Source organism: Streptomyces sp. ISL-96 (genome assembly GCF_018614035.1).
In the GTDB taxonomy this organism is placed as follows: domain Bacteria; phylum Actinomycetota; class Actinomycetes; order Streptomycetales; family Streptomycetaceae; genus Streptomyces.
The window spans coordinates 40,547-53,396 of record NZ_JAGGPA010000027.1; the positions used below are offsets into that span (position 1 = coordinate 40,547).

General features: G+C 71.4%; 18 protein-coding genes. 13 read left to right on the forward strand and 5 right to left on the reverse strand.

What is annotated here, in order from left to right:
- Positions 1 to 128 precede the first annotated feature (128 nt).
- Genes J7E96_RS19485 through J7E96_RS19495 form a run of 3 tightly spaced genes read left to right on the forward strand, consistent with a single transcriptional unit; the run spans position 129 to position 1,770 of the window.
- Positions 129 to 1,052 carry an N-acetylmuramoyl-L-alanine amidase gene (locus J7E96_RS19485; RefSeq protein ID WP_215132927.1) on the forward strand — a complete coding sequence of 308 codons (924 nt, stop codon included), beginning with the start codon at positions 129 to 131 and terminating at the stop codon, positions 1,050 to 1,052.
- A gap of 14 nt (positions 1,053 to 1,066) precedes the next feature.
- Positions 1,067 to 1,372: a hypothetical protein gene (locus tag J7E96_RS19490; RefSeq protein ID WP_215132928.1), complete on the forward strand. Its 306-nt coding sequence runs from the start codon at positions 1,067 to 1,069 to the stop codon at positions 1,370 to 1,372.
- A gap of 5 nt (positions 1,373 to 1,377) precedes the next feature.
- On the forward strand, positions 1,378 to 1,770 hold the full coding sequence (locus tag J7E96_RS19495; protein ID WP_215132929.1) for a hypothetical protein: 393 nt from the start codon (positions 1,378 to 1,380) through the stop codon (positions 1,768 to 1,770).
- A gap of 41 nt (positions 1,771 to 1,811) precedes the next feature.
- Here the strand turns inward: J7E96_RS19495 and hemC are convergent, their stop codons facing one another.
- From hemC to J7E96_RS19520, 5 genes are all read right to left on the reverse strand, one after another.
- Positions 1,812 to 2,744, reverse strand: a complete 933-nt coding sequence (gene hemC, locus J7E96_RS19500) for a hydroxymethylbilane synthase (RefSeq protein ID WP_215132930.1) — start codon at positions 2,742 to 2,744, stop codon at positions 1,812 to 1,814.
- Positions 2,745 to 2,761: 17 nt separating this feature from the next.
- On the reverse strand, positions 2,762 to 3,340 hold the full coding sequence (locus J7E96_RS19505) for a class I SAM-dependent methyltransferase (RefSeq protein ID WP_215132931.1): 579 nt from the start codon (positions 3,338 to 3,340) through the stop codon (positions 2,762 to 2,764).
- Positions 3,333 to 4,307, reverse strand: coding sequence for a porphobilinogen synthase (locus J7E96_RS19510; protein ID WP_215132932.1), 975 nt, complete (start codon positions 4,305 to 4,307; stop codon positions 3,333 to 3,335). The genes J7E96_RS19505 and J7E96_RS19510 overlap by 8 nt, the downstream gene beginning before the upstream one ends.
- 353 nt (positions 4,308 to 4,660) lie before the next feature.
- Positions 4,661 to 5,419, reverse strand: coding sequence for a hypothetical protein (locus tag J7E96_RS19515; RefSeq protein WP_215132933.1), 759 nt, complete (start codon positions 5,417 to 5,419; stop codon positions 4,661 to 4,663).
- 52 nt (positions 5,420 to 5,471) lie between these two features.
- The gene (locus J7E96_RS19520) at positions 5,472 to 5,645 is read right to left on the reverse strand and encodes a hypothetical protein (protein ID WP_215132934.1); all 174 of its coding nucleotides are present in this window, start codon (positions 5,643 to 5,645) and stop codon (positions 5,472 to 5,474) included.
- A 130-nt stretch (positions 5,646 to 5,775) separates the two neighbouring features.
- Here J7E96_RS19520 and J7E96_RS19525 point away from each other — a divergent pair, with 130 nt between their 5' ends.
- The 10 genes from J7E96_RS19525 (at position 5,776) to J7E96_RS19570 (ending at position 12,773) form a co-directional block, all read left to right on the forward strand.
- Positions 5,776 to 7,023 (forward strand): helix-turn-helix domain-containing protein, encoded by a 1,248-nt coding sequence (locus tag J7E96_RS19525; RefSeq protein ID WP_215132935.1) that lies wholly within the window; start codon positions 5,776 to 5,778, stop codon positions 7,021 to 7,023.
- A 122-nt stretch (positions 7,024 to 7,145) separates the two neighbouring features.
- The gene (locus tag J7E96_RS19530; RefSeq protein WP_215132936.1) at positions 7,146 to 7,718 is read left to right on the forward strand and encodes a hypothetical protein; all 573 of its coding nucleotides are present in this window, start codon (positions 7,146 to 7,148) and stop codon (positions 7,716 to 7,718) included.
- Positions 7,715 to 8,215 (forward strand): hypothetical protein, encoded by a 501-nt coding sequence (locus tag J7E96_RS19535; protein ID WP_215132937.1) that lies wholly within the window; start codon positions 7,715 to 7,717, stop codon positions 8,213 to 8,215. The genes J7E96_RS19530 and J7E96_RS19535 overlap by 4 nt, the downstream gene beginning before the upstream one ends.
- Positions 8,208 to 8,600, forward strand: coding sequence for a hypothetical protein (locus J7E96_RS19540; RefSeq protein ID WP_215132938.1), 393 nt, complete (start codon positions 8,208 to 8,210; stop codon positions 8,598 to 8,600). The genes J7E96_RS19535 and J7E96_RS19540 overlap by 8 nt, the downstream gene beginning before the upstream one ends.
- Entirely contained in the window at positions 8,597 to 9,451 is an 855-nt protein-coding gene (locus J7E96_RS19545; protein WP_215132939.1) for a hypothetical protein, read from the forward strand. The genes J7E96_RS19540 and J7E96_RS19545 overlap by 4 nt, the downstream gene beginning before the upstream one ends.
- Positions 9,452 to 9,624: 173 nt before the next feature.
- Entirely contained in the window at positions 9,625 to 10,737 is a 1,113-nt protein-coding gene (locus J7E96_RS19550) for a radical SAM protein (protein ID WP_215132940.1), read from the forward strand.
- Positions 10,734 to 11,483, forward strand: coding sequence for a dTMP kinase (tmk, locus tag J7E96_RS19555; protein ID WP_308296039.1), 750 nt, complete (start codon positions 10,734 to 10,736; stop codon positions 11,481 to 11,483). Before J7E96_RS19550 ends, tmk begins: the two co-directional genes overlap by 4 nt.
- Positions 11,365 to 12,159 (forward strand): endonuclease/exonuclease/phosphatase family protein, encoded by a 795-nt coding sequence (locus tag J7E96_RS19560; RefSeq protein WP_251070159.1) that lies wholly within the window; start codon positions 11,365 to 11,367, stop codon positions 12,157 to 12,159. The genes tmk and J7E96_RS19560 overlap by 119 nt, the downstream gene beginning before the upstream one ends.
- Positions 12,160 to 12,181: 22 nt before the next feature.
- Positions 12,182 to 12,406, forward strand: a complete 225-nt coding sequence (locus J7E96_RS19565; RefSeq protein ID WP_215132941.1) for a hypothetical protein — start codon at positions 12,182 to 12,184, stop codon at positions 12,404 to 12,406.
- 43 nt (positions 12,407 to 12,449) lie between these two features.
- Positions 12,450 to 12,773 (forward strand): MazG-like family protein, encoded by a 324-nt coding sequence (locus J7E96_RS19570; RefSeq protein WP_215132942.1) that lies wholly within the window; start codon positions 12,450 to 12,452, stop codon positions 12,771 to 12,773.
- Positions 12,774 to 12,850: the final 77 nt, after the last annotated feature.

Sequence of the window (12,850 nt, forward strand, 5' to 3'; positions counted from 1 at the left end):
TCGCCCCGTGTCCGGACAGTGTCCGCACAGGGCTGTCTCCACCCCTTGGAGGTCCCCATGTCCCAGTCCACTACGACCGCCGACAGACCCGCTGTCGGCGCCTCGCCCGCCTCATCGGGGCGTGCGTGATGGCCGCCCCGCTCTCCGCCGACCGGTTCCTGCGCGCCCTCCTGGACGAGGGCCTGGACGTGGTCGAGGTCCCCGGCTGGAGGACAAGGAACCGCGACCATAAGGGGCCGTGGGGCCCGGTCCATGGCGTCATGGTCCACCACACCGTGACTCAAGGAACGGCGAACACGGTGCGCATCGTGCGCGACGGATACGCGGGGCTCCCCGGCCCCCTGTGCCACGGCATGATCGCCAAGAGCGGGCAGGTCCACCTGATCGGCTACGGGCGCACCAATCACGCCGGCCTGGGCGACCCGGACGTGCTGCGCGCGGTGATCGCGGAGACCGCCCTGCCGGTGGACGACGAGGCCGCGGTCGACGGTAACCGTCACCTGTACGGCTGGGAGTGCGAGAACGCCGGTGACGGGGAGGACCCGTGGCCGGACGCGCAGCTCCTCGCGATTGAGCGGGCTTCCGCCGCCGTGTGCCGGGCGCACGGCTGGGGCGCCCGGTCCGTCCTGGGCCACCTGGAGTGGCAGCCCGGCAAGCCCGACCCGCGCGGCTTCACCATGCCGTCCATGCGCGACCGGATCGCCGCGCGCCTCGGCCACCCCCTGCCGACCACGCCGCTGCCCACCCCGGCCCGGCCGCGCGTCTCCCTGTCCCAGCTCATCGCCGCCGCGCGCAGCAACCCCCGCATGGTCGGCACGCCCGTCACGTACGCCGGGGTCATCACCGTAGAGGCCGCGCTCGTGAACGAGGGCCTGTTGGCCAAGCGCTACCAGGACGGCCACTACGGCTCGACCACCATCACCGCCATGAGCGAGTGGCAGGAGGAATGCGGCTTCCGTGGCCGCGCGCCCGGTCAGCCGGCGGACGGTATCCCCGGCCGGACCAGTCTCACCCGCCTCGGCGCGAAGCACGGCTTCGACGTCGCCGCCTGAACAGGAGTACCCCCATGGACATCACCCTGGACGCCGCCTACTGGTACGGCCTGCTGTTGTCGTTCGTACTGCCCGTCCTCGTCGGCTTGGTCACCACCCGCGTGACCCACGCCGGGACGAAGGCGGTCGTGTTGCTGGCCCTGGCCGCGGCGGACAGCTTCATCGTGGAGCTCGCGGCCGGTGGCCCCGGCTGGGACGTCGGCAACGCGCTGGTGCTCACCCTGGTCAGCTTCGTAATCGCGGTCGCCTCGCACTTCGGCCTGTGGAAGCCGACCGGCGTTGCTCGCCGGGCGCAGGACGCGTTCGTCAAGGCGGCATGACGTCTGTGGCTGCAACCGGAGTTCCCGCCCTGGACACGCTGCTGGTGTGGGGCGGTGCCATCACCATCCTCGCCGGTGTCGGGACAGTGGCCTGGCGCGCGGTCCGAAGCGGGATAAGACTCGGGCACCGCGTGGACCACTTCATTGACGACTGGTACGGAGAGCCGTCCCGCCCAGGCATCCCGGCCCGGCCCGGAGTGCTGGAGAGGGTCGGCGCGATCGAGGACCGTCTCGGCCGCGTCGAGCACGAGCTGTACCCCAACAGCGGCGGGTCACTGCGGGATGCCGTGGACCAGGCGAACGAACGGCTCGCGCGCCTATGTCTGGACCGTGAGGAGAGCTTTCCGTTCGCCCCGCCGGACGAGACCGACCCCCCGCCGCCTGCTGCGGCCCCGTGACCGAGCGCCCGCCCCCTAGGACTCCGGGGGCGGGCGCTCGCTCAGTGGGCGATGCTGTCGATCACGTGGCGCGCGCCCTGCCGGAGCAGGGCCACCGCCACGGACGTCCCCAGCGTGGCCGGATCGAGGCGGCCGGCCCACTCATGGGCGTTCAGTACGGTCTTGCCGTCCGGGGAAAACACGCAGGCACGCAGCGACAGTTCCCCGCTGCCCTCCACGCGCGCGTACCCGGCGATCGGGGAGTTGCAGTGGCCTTGGAGGACATGGAGGAGCATCCGCTCTGCCTGGGTCTCCCGGTAGGCGTCGCGGTCGCCGAGCCCGCTGATGAGGTCGATCAGCTCTGTGTCGCCCTCGCGGCACTGGAGTGCCAGGACCCCGGCGCCGATGGGCGGCATCATCGTCTCTGCCGACAGGATCTCGGTGATGACGTCTGTACGGCCGATCCGCTCCAGGCCGGCGACGGCCAGAAGCAGCGCGTCGGCCTCGCCGGCCTCCAGCTTCTCCAGGCGCCGGTTTGCGTTGCCGCGCATCGGGACGCACTCCAGGTGCGGGTGGGAGGCGGCGAGTTGGGCGATGCGGCGTACGGAGGAGGTGCCGATCCGGGTTCCGGGCGGTAGCTCGTTCAGGGCGAGGCCGCCGGGGTGGATCAGGGCGTCCCGGATGTCGTCGCGCTTGAGGAAGGCCGCAAAGACCGTTCCGGCCGGGAGGGGCCTGTCGGCGGGCACGTCTTTGACGCAGTGCACCGCGAGGTCCGCGTCCCCGGAGATGAGGGCGGCGTCGACCTCCTTGGTGAACGCTCCCTTGCCCTCGACCTGGGCGAGGTCACCCATCCATTTGTCGCCGGTCGTCTTGACCGGCAGCACGGTCGTCTCGACGGCGGGGTGGAGCGCGGCCAGTTCGGCGCGGACACGCTCCACCTGGGCGAGTGCCATCGGCGAATCGCGGGAAACGATGCGAATCAGATCACTGGGCATGGGGGCACGATAGTCCCTCAGATGCGGGCGGCCACCACCAGCCCCGAGGCCCAGTTCATCGGCGTGGCGCGCCAGTTGGGTACGTCGGGCAGTCGTTCGAGGAAGCCGTCCACCCTGGGCTGGTGGTCCTCCGGCCATGTGGCCTGGGGCAGCATGTCGTCTACGACGTACAGGGCACCCGGCTTGAGCAGGGCCAGGAGATCCGGCAGGCGGAGGTACTTCCCGGGCCTGCAATCGACGTACGCGAAGTCGAACAGGGCCGCCGGCTGCTGCTCGGTGAGCCAAGCATCCGCGTCCGCGTGGACGAACTCGATCCGGGGGTCCTTGCCCAGGTGGCTCCGCGCGATGGCCTGGACGTCCTTGTCAGCCTCCACTGTTGTCAGGCGAGCGTCGGCAGTCATGCCGGTGGCCAGCCACGCGGCGCCGGCCCCCACGCCCGTGCCCAGCTCCACGAATTGGCCGCCGGGCTTGGACGCGGCGAGGGTGGCGAGGAGGGAGCCGGTGCGGTCCTCGCAGGACATGGCGAACCCGGCGCGGGCGGCGTCCGCGAGGATCGCGTCCAGCTGCGGCGGGCGGGTGTGGGGTGCGTCATGCACGGCCGGCCTCCAGGTACTGGGCCGCTGCCTCGGCGGCGAAGGTGAGGACCTGGTCCGCGCCGGAGCGCTTGAGCATGGTCAGGTACTCCACCATCCCGGACGTGCCGAGGGCCTGGAGCGCGGCCCACTCCCCGGACGTGGAGTACGCGACGATCGGTACGCGCTGGTCGTCGCGGAGCCGCACGAGGACGTCCACGGCGGTCATGACGGGCTGGAGGGTGAGGGAGTCGGCGCCCTCCGTGATCCAGTGGCGGCCCTGGGTGATCGTGTCCCGGTCCGCGCGGCCGGGTTCGAGCTGGAGGCCGCGCCGGTGCCCGGCCCTGGGGTCGGTGTTCATGAGGGTCTTGAACGGCCCGTAGAGGCTGGTGTGGATGGCCAGGTTGGGGTTCACGCCGACGTCGCGGTGCCCGGCCGCGTCGAGCGCCTGCCGGACGACGTGGATCGAGCCGTCGAGCATGGCCGTCGGGGAGACGACGTCAGCACCGGCGTCCGCGTGCTGCACCGCCATATCGGCCATGAGCTGGTAGGTGGCGTCCAGGTCGATCCCGCCCTCGTCGGTGCGCAGCACGCACTGGCCGTGGTCGGTCCAGGAGCAGCCGCACACCTCGGTGGTGACAGCGGTGTCCGGGGCGGTGTCCTTCACGGCGGCGATGGTGGCCACCATGCGGTTGCCGGGGGCGAGGGCGCCGGTGGCGCGGCCGTCGCGGTCATGGCCGTACGCGAAGGCCTTGACGCCGGCGATGCCGAGTTCGGCCCAGCGGGCGACGGTGGCCGGGATGCCCACCAGCGGTACGGCGCCGGGCAGGGCGCTGCCGCCCTTGGCGTCGTCGGGCAGGGTCAGGAGGGGCGCGCTCAGGTTCGCGGCCGTGAGGGCCGAGCCGGTGTAGAGGGCCCGGACAACGCGGCGGGCGCGTGCCGGGTTGATGCCATCTGGAGTCGGAGCGTCGCGCTCAGTGAGGACGGTCATGCGGTCGAGTAGATACCGACGGAGTGTCGGCAAACAGGGGCGCGAGGAAGCACGGCAGGGGCGGACGATGCCGTGCGCGCCGCGCCCCCAGGTGCCGCCCGCTCCCGCCTGCTGGGGCACCCCGGCCCGGGCCGGTGTCACACCCGGGCGCTAGCGTCCGTCCTGTCCGTGCTCGTGCTACTCGGACTTCCTGTGCGCCTCGTCCGGCGGTGGAACCCGGACGGGGCGCACTGCTGTGTGCGGACACGCTGTCCGCGCTGTCCGGACACGGTGTCCGTGGCCTGTCCGCCCCCACGGTGTCCGCCCGATTGACCTGCGAGGACACCTGTCCGGACAGGGTGTCCGCGCCGGGTTCAGGGGCTGGGCTGCTGGGGTTCTGCGGGGCGCCAGTCAGGGTTGTCGACGGTCCGCGCCACCTTCCAGGTCTCCTCACCTCGGCGGCACGTGAAGACGAGCCGCAGGGGGTGCCCCTCGTACTCGCGCTGCCACATGTCGTAGGTCTTCCCGCCCATCCAGGACCCCGGATACGTCCGGTCCAGCGCGAGCGGTCGGCCGCGGCCCACCTGGAGGTCTGTGAAGATCAGTTCTCGACCGTTGTCGTCGGCCTCGTTGACACGGGGCCTGAGACGGAACGGGCCCCAGATGTGCGCTGCGATCTGCTCCGGCGTAGGACCGAGGGGGTCGGTAAAGCCCAGGCGCTGCTGCGTGGGGGTGTGGTCGTAGTCGTCATCACCGATCCGGACGGTGACCGAGTCCAGGTGACCGAGGGCGTCCGGGCCGGCGAGGTGCACGAGGAGCCTGGCCGCCTGGTCGCCCTCTTTGGTCAGCGTGAACTCGAACTGGGGAGACAGCTCGGCGAGCCATCGGTCCCGCTCGATCCGGGCTACAACCTCGGCCGTCTTCCTGGCGTGTTCTGCTGTGTCGCTGGCCCGCCCGGTCGCCTCCCATGCGGCGGCAGCGGCTACGACGCTGAGGAAGGCGGCGACGAGGGCGGCGCGATCCTTGCCCAGTTGGTCGAGAGCGGTGAGCAGCACCACGCCGCCCACCGTGGCGATGAACGCCAGCACGAGTAGCAGGCGGCGGCGTCGCCTGCGTCGATCTATGTCCGTCATGGAGGGGAGGGTAGGGCCAGGGTCGGACACCTGGGCCCGGATCGCCCTTGGGTCAGGCGGCTTTGACGAGATCGGCGCGGGTGGCCTCGGCCCAGGCGACCAGCAGCCGCCGGTACTCCTCGGCCCGTGCCTCGTTGTTGGGCTCATCCATCAGCCGGCGAATCCGCTGGTTGATCCGGGCAGTGGCGGGTCGCAGCAGGCCGTGAGGCCGGGGGCGGGGAGGCATGGGCACCACGTTAGGGGCCGGGTGTGACACCGAAACGGACTGCGCCCCCGTACCGCTCGGGGCTTCACGGGGGCGCGATCCGGAGTACCGTCCTGAGTGTCTAGGTCAGCACGGAGTACTGGAGTTCAGTATGCCCCTTCCCACTGACGAGCACATCGGCACGCGTGTACGGATCGCCCGGAACGCCGCCGGCCTCACGCAAGTGGAGCTCGCCGACTTCCTGTCGCGTACGGAGTCCTGGATGGCCAACGTGGAGGCCGGCAGGCAGTCCCTCGACCGGTACAGCGTCATCACCGCCATCGCGGACCGCTGCGACGTGGACGTGGTGTGGCTGCTGGGCCAGCCCTACCGGCTCCAGCGCAACGGCGGGCAACTGGCCCACGCCTACATTCCAGCGCTGCGCACGGGACTGCGCCGGGCCGGGCTCATCCTGTCCGGTCACCCAGGCCTGACCCCCCAGGGCGGGCCCGTCGACCTGGCCGCGCTGCGCACGGGGCTGAGCAAGGCCAACGTGGCCCGGCAGGCCGCCAACCTGCCGAAGGTGGCCATGAAGCTGCCTCCGCTGGTGGAGGACCTGAACACCGCCGTCCTCACCCAGGCCGGCCCGGCCAGGGAGGAAGCGCTGCGGCTGCTGGTGGACGCTGCCCGTACGGCCCGCATGTGCCTCAACCAACTCGGCTACGCGGACTTGGCATGGAGCGCGGCCGAGGTAGCGGCCGGCGCCGCGACGCAGCTTGACGACCCGGTCATCAAGGCGGCCGTGGCCTGGGACCGGTGCGGAGCCCTGCTGCACCAGGCATCGTTGCGGGAGACCGTCGCGGTCGCGGACGCGGCGCTGCGGGAGCTGGAGCCGTACGCGACCGCATCCCAGCCGGAAGACGCGGTGTTGTCCCTGCGGGGGGCGCTGCATCTGCGGTGCTCCATCGCGTACGCGCGGGGGGCTGGGCGGAAGGAAGATGCCTGGGCGCGGGTGGACGCGGCCCTGGCCGACGCCGACCGGCTCGGGCCGGACTGGTACGACCTGGAGCTGCACACCGTGTTCAGCCGCAGCAACGTGGCCGTGCACGCGGCAGAGGCCGGGGTGGAGGTCGACCAGCCGGACACCGGGCTGAAGAAGGTGAAGAACGCCGCCATCGGGACGATGCCGAGCCGGGAGCGCCGCACCCACTTCATGATCGACAGTGCTCGGGCGCTGCATCGGATGGGTAAGAGCCCGTCCGCCGTGTTGAAGCTGAGGGAGGCCGCGGCCGATGCCCCGTACTACGTGTACGCCCACCCCATGAGCCGGGCCCTCGTCGCGGACATGGCCCGGATCGGCGTGCCGTCCCAGGCGTCGGCCCTGTCCGGGCTCATCAGGAACATGGAGCTGGTGAGCTAACTACCCGCGCTGTTCGAACAGTTGACGCCCCCTAGAAATTCTAGGGGGCGTCGGCATGTCGGGGCGTCACCCTCGGGAAGGTCACTGCCCGTAAAGAAGTGATCACCCTGGGAGTAGCGGCGATGGAGCCGATCGATACCCGACAACCGGGCGCTGCCGTGAGCGCGTACGCCGGCATTCTGGAGTGGCCGTTGACGGTGGGCTACCGCAACCGGCCGCGGCAGGGGTGCACCTGCCAGACGGAGGAGTGTCGGACGCCCGGCGCCCACCCCGTGCCCGGCCGCCCCAACTTCCGCAGCGTGGAGGAGATCCAGCAGGAGCTGGAGGCATCGCCCGGGGCTGGCCTCATCGCCTGGACGACCGTGTTCGACGCGTTGGTCGTCCCTCGCCCTCTGGGCATGGCCGCCATGGTTTCCCTGGACCGTGTGGCCCCGGTGCCGTGCCTCGTCACCGAGGACCACGTCGTCCTCCTGGTGCTGCCCGCCACCGGCCGCTACGCCCTGGACGACGTGCCCGGCGAGGTGCGGTCCGGGTCGGACCAGTGGATCGCCGTGCCGCCGACGTACGGGGTGCGGTGGGACACCACGCCCTGGGTCGAGCAGACCGCAACCCCGGTGCAGCTGCTCCACGGCCGGGACGTCGGCCGGCACCTCCGCGAGGCCAAGCAGGCCGCTGGGGCGGAGGTGCAGGGATGACGGTCCAGCACGTGACCAGCGGGGCGGAACGGCAGCTCGCGGCCCAGCACTGGCTGTCCTCGGCATCCCCTGACTCTGCCCAGACGCGCCGGGAGTGGCAGGAACGCCCCGTCGCCATGCTGTCGTGCGGGTCGCTGTTCGCGGCCGTACGCATCCCTGCCGACCTCGTCCAGGCCGCCGCCCAACAGACCGACGCGGCGCTGATCGACGTCTACCTCGCCGGCGCCCTCCACAACGGGCCGGTCATCTGCGACCGCTACGCCCACTGGTACTACGCCCTCGTCCCGGCGAGCACCGCCCGCCGGTGGGACGTCCCGGAGACCGTATGCCTGGGCGTCGGCGCCTCCCTCGGCGTGCCGCGGCCGGGTCTGTGCGGCGCTGAGAGCGAGCGCGTGTACTGGTCGGTGCCCATGGACTCCGCCGGGTCCCTGTGCTCCCCGCACGCCGTGTCTCAGCTCGTCATGACGGGCCGGTTCAAGGCGGTGAGCCATGGATGAGTACCCGATAGACAACGTGACGATCCGGAAGACGTGCGCCGAGGCCGAGGCCCTGGCGGCCGACTGCCTCACCGGCGGCGTGGAGCCCCGACCCGGGCGGGTCGAGGAGCTGCTGGCCCTGATGCACGGGCACCTGCGGCTCCTGGTGGACGGGGTGCGCGAGACGTACGCCGACGTCCCGCCCGGCCGTCTGCGGGCCCTGTTGGACAACATGCTCGCCCTGGCCGGCCAGCTCCTGGAGGACCCCGTGCGGCGCGGCGTGGTGGACCTGCTGCCGCCGCCCCCGGTCATCCGCCTCCTGGTGCTCATGAACGACGCGCCGGAGGTGTTCTCCGGCGGGGCTCTGCCCCCCATCACTGACGACTCCCTGACTGGACCGTTATGACGACCGAACAGAAGACCCGACGCGACACCCGGCGCGCCGGTGTGGCCCTGGTGGAACACCACCTCGACGCGCTCGGGTTGGCCCCCACACACACCAAGCGGGACGGCGTCTCCTACCGCACCCTCCCGGAGGGGCTGGGCTGGTGCCAGGCCCTCTACGCCCCGGAGGAGGGGTGGCCGCCCGGCGCGGACCTGTGCGTGATCGTGCGCTGGCACCCGGACAGGGCTTACCGCCGGGACGGAGGCACCGGTCGTGTCCCGGTTGGTGCTGAGGAGCACTGGAGGGAGCGCACCCGGGCGACGATCGCCGCGCTCGGGTCGGTCGGCTTCTGTGCTGCGGTGACCGGCCCGCCGCGCGCTCCGCGCCTCCATGCCCAGGAGGACATCCTCGTCTGGCGCATGCCGGAGGGCCAGGAGTCGATGTGGCCGCCGTTCCAGGCGTGGGACGGTTCGGCGCCAGCCCGCCCCAACTTCGACCAGCCGGGCTACCGCTACCCGGAGCGCGACCCGCTGCGCCTGGTGGACGCCGTGCTGAACACCGCCCGCGACCAGTGGCCCGGCAAGGAGCTCGGAAGGTTCTACACGGTCGACGCGCCGGCCGTGCTGTGGCCGCCGCACGCGGAGAGCTGTGTCCGGGTGCTGTGGCAGCCCGACCCCCAGTTCCGGCGCCTGCCGGACGGCACGGTCCCGGCCGGGGCCGAGGAGCACTGGCGTACCGGCATCAGCCGCATCAAGAGCGACCTCAAGGCCGCCGGCTACCACGTCCGGCAGGCCGAGCGCGGCACATCGCCGGCGCTGGACGAAGACGCCGGCCTCCTGGTGTGGCGCGGCGGCTGGCCCTCCTTCGGCTGACGCCGACCCCTTCCACTTCCCGTCCTCGCGGGGGGACTTCTCCCAGGACGCCGGTACGGCTCACGCTGGCGCCGGCGAGGACGGGCCGCCCGCTCCTGCTGTGACGGGCACGGAGCGGACCCCCGCGCCTGGTGCTCTCCGGGCGCTGGACATCCCCGAGATTGGAGTACGCCTTGACCGCGCGTCCCATCCGCACCACAGATCAAGCAGCGTCCTGCTACTTCCGGACGACCGTTGAACCGCCCTTCCGTAAAGCCCTCGTCCAGATCCTTGAGCCCTGCAACATGCTGTGCGGCCACTGCTTCGTCAACGCGACGAAGCGCGGGACGTACATGTCCGTGGCCCAGGTCAAGGACCGGCTGATCCCGCAGCTCCTCGCGGCCGGGGTCGTCCGGGTCACGGTGACCGGCGGGGAACCGTGGCAGCACGCGGACCTGGTGGAGATCTGCACCGAGCTGCACGCGGCCGGCTTCGACGTCGGCGTGTGCACCAACGGCACCGGTGTCAGCGACGAGGACATCAGCGCCATGCGCAAGATCAACGCCCACATGAACGTGAGCTTGGACGGCTTCGCGGAGGAGTCACACAGCGTCTTCCGCGGCCTGCCCGGGTGCTTCGAGGAGACCGTCGACACCATCCGGCGCTTCGCCGTGGCCGGCATCCTCCAGGGCCTCCTGTGCACGCCCAACAACCTCGCCGAGCTCCACGAGTACGAGAAGCTGGTCGCCTTCGCGCGGGAGCAGGGCGCGCGATACGTGCTCATGAACCCCTTGGGGTCGATGGGGCGCGGCGCGTCCAAGAAGGCACAGGGGAAGCTGCGCACGCCGGACGAGCAGATGCGGGAGATCGCGGCCATGACCGCGCCGTTCGAGGCCGACGTGGAGATGGTCAACATCCGGTTCCCCAACAGCGAGGGCAAGCCGCTCGCGCCGTGCGAGGCCGGGAACATCATCTACGTGTTCACCAAGGGGGAGGTCACCGTGTGCCCCTACCTGGTGTTCGCCGCCCGGACCCAGGTGTCCCAGCACCCCGACACCGACTTCATCGTCGGCAACATCTGGGAGCACGACGACATCGCGGCCCGACTGGACGCCTACCGGTTCCACGAGCGGTTCAAGGTCGGGGACAATCCGACGTGCGGGAGCTGTTCCATGTCCGGCGGCTGCGGGAAGGGCTGCCCGGCCGCCGTGGTCGCGTCCGGCCAGCGCATCGGGGCCGTGGACACCGAACAGTGCCCCGTGGTGCCACGGCAGACCCGCGTGCTGCCCGTCGTGGGGGTCTCGTGACCCGGCGCCGCGGCCTGCTGGTCGCCATCGAGGGGCCGGGCGGCGTGGGGAAGTCCACCGTGACCGCCCTGGTGGCCCGGCTGCTGCACACGGACAGGGTGCCCGTGCTGGCGACGAGGGAGCCGACGGACACCGCCCTGGGCAGCCTCGCGCGGCACGGAACGGACGAGTACCAGGGCACGGCCATGGCGTGCCTCATCGCGGCCGACCGCTACAAGCACGGCGAGGAGATCCGGCCGGCGCTGGAGCGCGGGGAGGTCGTGGTCTGTGACCGGTACATCGCCAGTAGCCTCGCGCTCCAGTGCATGGACGGCGTGGACCGGGAGTTCGTGTGGCTGCTCAACGAGGGCGTCGCCCAGCCGGACCTGACGGTCATGGTGAGCGGGCAGCCGGAGGTGATCGAGGAACGTCTCGCCGCGCGGGGCGCGCACTCCCGGTACGAGCGCGCCGAGGGCTCCAGCCACGTGGAATGCGCGTACTACGTCGAGGCCGCTAAGTTCCTACGAGGCAAGGGGCACCGCGTGCTGAACGTGGACGCCTCTAACGTGCCGGCGGAAGAGGTCGCCCGGACGGTCGTTGCCGCGATCACCCGACTCAGGAAGGACCAGCCCGACGATGCTGGACGTGCTGACGTTCAACCTCAACAATCCGTCCCGGGAGCGCGCGGAGAGACAGCTTCGGTACCTGGCGGCCCGGCCGGAGTCGGTGCTGGTGCTGACGGAGACGGCGCGGTCGGCGGGGTGTGAGTTCCTGGCCGAACGGTTCCAGGCGGCCGGCTACTCCGTTACCTTCCCCCGGCCCCCGTACGGGAGCCGGGAGCGCGGCGTGATGATCGTGTCCCGCCTCGCCACGGAGCCTCTGCCGCTGTCCGTGGGTTACCTGCCGCACCGGGTTGCAGCGGTGACCGCCCAGACCGACAGAGGGCCGCTCAACGTGGTCGGGGTCTACGTCCCGTCGCGGGACGCTACCGAGGCGAAGGTGACCCGTAAGCGGACGTTCCTGGAGGGCCTGGCCGCCGCCCTGCCTCCCGGGACGAGCGGGCACCGGCTGGTGCTCGGGGACTTCAACATCCTGGAGCCGGACCATGTACCGCGCTACCGCACGTTCCAGGCATGGGAGTACGGGTTCTACAGCGGGCTCGGGGCGGCCGGGTACCGGGACGCGTTCCGCCTCGTCGCGCCGGACGAGCGGGCGTACTCCTGGGTGGGGCGCACCGGTGATGGCTACCGGTACGACCACGCCCACGTTTCCGAGCCGCTCGCCGGCCTCGTGGGGGGCTGCCGGTACGTGCACGAGCCGCGTACGGACGAGGACCGGCTGACGGACCACTCCGCTCTGACGGTGGGCCTGGCCGTCACGGCGACGGAGCCGCTCCAGGTGACCGACCCCAACGCGCTGGACCTGGTGCCGGCGCTGTTCTGACGCACTCATGAGGAGACCTGTGATGGACGCCTTCAAGGCGGACGGGGCGGAACCTCGCCCCGCGCAGTACGTAGCGGTCAGCATCAGCGCGTTCGGGTTCCGCGCCCAGGCCGACGGCCACACCGGGTGGGCTGCGTTGCGGCGTATCCGGCGCTCGCACCCGGCGCTCGCCTGGGCGGCCGTGGCCCAAGTAGCGGTCCTGACCGCGCTCGTGGCCGCGCTCTGCGTGGCCGTGTGGCTGCGGTAGCTCGACCTGAGTACAACCCCTGTAGAACGACGAGGAGAAGCGCATGGACGGGAACGGGAGCACGTGGGACGGCGTGCACAAGCTGCGGGGCTGGCTCGACAGCGAGGACCAGGCCGCGGCCGGTGACGTCCGACTGCTGAGGGTCCTCAAGATCAGCGAAGAGGTGGGCGAGGCCGCCGAGGCCATCACGGGCGCGCTCGGCGCCAACCCGCGTAAGGGCAGCAGCCACACGTGGGAGGACGTCGAGAAGGAGCTGAGCGACGTCATCGTGACCGCCATGGTCGCCCTGTCCACGATCACCCCGGAGGCGGAGAAGGTCCTCGACGCTCGGGTTCAGCGGCTCCTGGAGCGGCTGGACCTGGGCTGACCCAGGCCCGGACACACCACTGCCCCAGCGACCAGGTGACTGGTGCCGGGGCAGTGGTGTGTCTACTGGTAGCTCTC

Coding starts and splice junctions, on each gene's coding strand:
- J7E96_RS19520 (WP_215132934.1), bottom strand. CDS start 5,645: ATGCCTCCCCGCCCCCGGCCTCACGGCCTGCTGCGACCCGCCACTGCC.
- J7E96_RS19490 (WP_215132928.1), top strand. CDS start 1,067: ATGGACATCACCCTGGACGCCGCCTACTGGTACGGCCTGCTGTTGTCG.
- J7E96_RS19540 (WP_215132938.1), top strand. CDS start 8,208: ATGGATGAGTACCCGATAGACAACGTGACGATCCGGAAGACGTGCGCC.
- J7E96_RS19515 (WP_215132933.1), bottom strand. CDS start 5,419: ATGACGGACATAGATCGACGCAGGCGACGCCGCCGCCTGCTACTCGTG.
- J7E96_RS19570 (WP_215132942.1), top strand. CDS start 12,450: ATGGACGGGAACGGGAGCACGTGGGACGGCGTGCACAAGCTGCGGGGC.
- J7E96_RS19530 (WP_215132936.1), top strand. CDS start 7,146: ATGGAGCCGATCGATACCCGACAACCGGGCGCTGCCGTGAGCGCGTAC.
- J7E96_RS19535 (WP_215132937.1), top strand. CDS start 7,715: ATGACGGTCCAGCACGTGACCAGCGGGGCGGAACGGCAGCTCGCGGCC.
- J7E96_RS19485 (WP_215132927.1), top strand. CDS start 129: ATGGCCGCCCCGCTCTCCGCCGACCGGTTCCTGCGCGCCCTCCTGGAC.
- J7E96_RS19510 (WP_215132932.1), bottom strand. CDS start 4,307: ATGACCGTCCTCACTGAGCGCGACGCTCCGACTCCAGATGGCATCAAC.
- J7E96_RS19525 (WP_215132935.1), top strand. CDS start 5,776: ATGCCCCTTCCCACTGACGAGCACATCGGCACGCGTGTACGGATCGCC.
- J7E96_RS19565 (WP_215132941.1), top strand. CDS start 12,182: ATGGACGCCTTCAAGGCGGACGGGGCGGAACCTCGCCCCGCGCAGTAC.
- hemC (WP_215132930.1), bottom strand. CDS start 2,744: ATGCCCAGTGATCTGATTCGCATCGTTTCCCGCGATTCGCCGATGGCA.
- J7E96_RS19545 (WP_215132939.1), top strand. CDS start 8,597: ATGACGACCGAACAGAAGACCCGACGCGACACCCGGCGCGCCGGTGTG.